At 68.5% G+C, this 3,405-nt stretch carries 3 protein-coding genes; all 3 read right to left on the bottom strand.

Annotated elements, in window-relative coordinates; genetic code table 11:
* Positions 1-77 precede the first annotated feature (77 nt).
* Positions 78-1,583 (bottom strand): Asp-tRNA(Asn)/Glu-tRNA(Gln) amidotransferase subunit GatB, encoded by a 1,506-nt coding sequence (gene gatB / locus LQV45_RS21810; RefSeq protein WP_223914082.1) that lies wholly within the window; start codon positions 1,581-1,583, stop codon positions 78-80.
* The gene (gene gatA, locus LQV45_RS21805; protein ID WP_230008792.1) at positions 1,583-3,148 is read right to left on the bottom strand and encodes an Asp-tRNA(Asn)/Glu-tRNA(Gln) amidotransferase subunit GatA; all 1,566 of its coding nucleotides are present in this window, start codon (positions 3,146-3,148) and stop codon (positions 1,583-1,585) included. Before gatA ends, gatB begins: the two co-directional genes overlap by 1 nt.
* A gap of 4 nt (positions 3,149-3,152) precedes the next feature.
* On the bottom strand, positions 3,153-3,405 hold a 253-nt coding region (gatC, locus tag LQV45_RS21800), incomplete at its 5' end, for an Asp-tRNA(Asn)/Glu-tRNA(Gln) amidotransferase subunit GatC (RefSeq protein WP_230008791.1).

Here is a 3,405-nt window from a genome sequence, read left to right as displayed (position 1 = left end):
ACCTTAAACGCACATCGGTCATGATGGTCTGCGAAGCACTGCAGACCATCATGACCGATTTAGTGGGCGGCTAGGGGCTAGCCCTCGACGCCGAGGCGCTGGAGGATCAGCTCGCGCACGCGGCCGGCGTCGGCCTGCCCGCGGGTGGCCTTCATGACCCCGCCGACGATCGCGCCGATCGCCTGGACCTTGCCGCCGCGGATCTTGTCCGCGACGCCGGGCTGCGCGGCGAGGGCCGCGTCGATCGCTTCGAGCAGCGGGCCGTCGTCGGAGACCACGGCGAGGCCGCGCTTCTCGACGATTTCCGCCGGGGTGCCTTCGCCCGCGAGCACGCCGTCCAGGACCTCGGAGGCCATCTTGTTGTTGATCTTGCCGTCTTCAACCATCTTGTTCAGTTCCACGATGGTGGCCGGGTTGACGCCCAGCTGGCCGGGATCGACGTCGGCGTTCTTGGCGCGGCCAACGATCTCGCCCATCCACCATTTGCGGGCCACGGTGGCGGTGGCGCCGGCGGCGATGGTTTCCTCGATCTCGTCCATGACGCCGGCGTTGACGACGTCGCGGAACTCCAGGTCCGAGTAGCCCCAGTCGGCCTGCAACCGCTTGCGGCGCGCGGCCGGCGGCTCGGGCAGCGTGGCCCGGAGCTCCTCGACCCATTCGCGGGACGCGGTGATCGGGACCAGGTCAGGTTCCGGGAAGTAGCGGTAGTCGTCGGCGTCGGACTTGGCCCGGCCCGACGTCGTGGTCCGCGTGTCCTCGTGCCAGTGGCGGGTTTCCTGGATGACCGGCTCGCCGGAGTCCAGCACGGCGGCGTGCCGCTGGATCTCGTAGCGGACCGCGTGTTCGACGGCGCGCAGTGAGTTGACGTTCTTGGTCTCCGAGCGGATGCCGAAACGTTCGCGGCCGTGCGGGCGCAGCGAGACGTTGGCGTCGCAGCGGACGTTGCCGCGCTCCATCTTCGCGTCCGAGACCCCGAGGTTCTTGACGATCTCGCGGACGGCGGCCACGTAGGCCTTGGCGAGTTCGGGGGCGCGGCTGCCGGCGCCCTCGATCGGCTTGGTGACGATCTCGACCAGCGGCACGCCGGAACGGTTGTAGTCCACCAGGGAGTAGTCCGCGCCCTGGATGCGGCCGGTGGCGCCGCCCATATGGGTCAGCTTGCCGGCGTCCTCCTCCATGTGCGCGCGTTCAATCTCGACCCGGAACACGGTGCCGTCGGAGAGCTCGATGTCCAGGTAGCCGTCGTACGCGATGGGCTCGTCGTACTGGGAGGTCTGGAAGTTCTTCGGGGTGTCCGGGTAGAAGTAGTTCTTCCGGGCGAAGCGGCACTTCTCGGCGATCTTGCAGTTCAGCGCCAGGCCGATCTTGATCGAGGACTCGATCGCGGTCTTGTTCACCACCGGCAGCACGCCGGGCATGCCGAGATCCACCTCGTTGACGTTGGTGTTCGGCTCATCGCCGAAGACGTTCGGCGCGGAGGAGAACATCTTGGTCTTGGTGTTGAGCTCCACGTGGACCTCGAACCCCAGGACGGGATCGTACTTGTCCATCGCCTCTTCGAAGCTGAGGGTTGCGTCAGTCATTAGTGTGAGCCTCCGTGGCTTGAGGCGGCGGCAGCCGCAGAAGTAGCAGTGAGCGAGGGGGCCCTATCCAGCAGCGGGCCGCCCCACTGCGCCTCGAGCAGGGATTCCAGGACCGCGCCGACGCGGTACAGGCGGGCATCCTGGCGGGCCGGGGCCAGGAGCTGGATGCCCACGGGCAGTCCGTCCTCGTCGGCCAGGCCGCCGGGCAGGGACAGGCCGGGGACGCCTGCCATGTTCGCCGGGATGGTGGCGACGTCGTTGAGGTACATCGCCAGCGGGTCGTTGAGCTTCCCGCCGAGCTTGACCGCCGTGGTCGGCGCCGTCGGGGAAATCAGCACGTCGGCCTTTTCGAAGGCGGCGTCGAAGTCGCGCTGGATCAGGGTGCGCACCTTCTGGGCCGAGCCGTAGTAGGCGTCGTAGTAGCCGGCGCTCAGGGCGTAGGTGCCCAGGATGATGCGGCGCTTGACCTCGTCGCCGAAGCCGGCGGCGCGGGTGGCGCCCATGACCCGCTCGATGGTCATGGGACCGTCCTTGGGCAGGACCCGCAGGCCGTAGCGGACGCCGTCGAACTTGGCCAGGTTGGAGGACGCCTCGGACGGCATGATCAGGTAGTAGGCGCCCAGGGCGTACTTGAAGTTGGGGCAGGAGACCTCGACGATCTCGGCGCCCGCGCCCTTGAGCAGCTCGAGGGATTCGTTGAAGCGGTTCTCGACGCCGGCCTGGTAGCCCTCGCCGTGGAGCTCCTTGATGATGCCGATCTTCATGCCCTCGACGTTGCCGGTCCTGGCCGCGGCCACGAGGTCCTCGAGCGGGTCCGGCAGCGAGGTGGAGTCGCGCGGATCGTGCCCGCCAATCACCTGGTGCAGCAGGGCCGAGTCGAGAACGGTGCGCGAGACCGGGCCGATCTGGTCCAGCGAGGAGGCCATGGCGATGGCGCCGTAGCGGGAGACGCCACCGTAGGTGGGCTTGACGCCGACCGTGCCGGTGACGGCGCCGGGCTGGCGGATGGATCCGCCGGTGTCCGTGCCGAGGGCCAGCGGGGCTTCGAAGGCCGCGACGGCGGCAGCGGAGCCGCCGCCGGAACCGCCCGGGATGCGCTCCAGGTCCCACGGGTTGTGCGTGGGCCCGTAGGCGGAGTGCTCGGTGGAGGAGCCCATCGCGAATTCGTCGAGGTTCGTCTTGCCCAGGATCGGCATCTTGGCGGCGCGCAGGCGCTCGACGACGGTGGCGTCGTAGGGGCTGTGCCAGCCTTCGAGGATCTTCGAGCCGGCCGTGGTGGGCTGGCCGATCGTGACGATGAGGTCCTTGACGGCGATCGGGACGCCCGCGAGGACGTGCAGCCCTTCGGCGGCGGCACCGCCGGCGGCGCGGATCGCATCCACTTCGGCGGCGACGGCGAGCGCCTCGTCGGCGTTGACGTGGAGGAAGGCGTGGACCTTGCCGTCGACGGCGGCGATGCGGTCCAGGTAGGCCTGGGTGACCTCGACGGCGGTGATCTCGCGGGCGGCCAGCTTCTCGGCGAGCGCGGCGGCGGAGAGGCGGATCAGTTCGTTGTTCTCAGTCATGGTCTTAGTCCTCATCCAGGATTGCCGGGACCTTGAAACGGCCTTCGTACGCGTCGGGGGCGCCGGAGAGGGATTGCTCGGCCGTAAACGTGTGGCCCACGACGTCCTCGCGGAACACATTGGTCAGCGGAATCGGGTGGGACGTGGCCGGGACGTCATCACCGGCGGCTTCACTGACGGACTTCACTGAATCCACGATGACGGCGAGTTCGCCGGCCATCCTGTCCAGCTCTTCAGCACTCATCTCGATGTGCGCG

It is taken from the genome of Microbacterium sp. Bi128, assembly GCF_918698205.1.
Note: the sequence above shows the minus strand (reverse complement) of the source record. Positions and strands in the feature narration are given on the sequence as shown.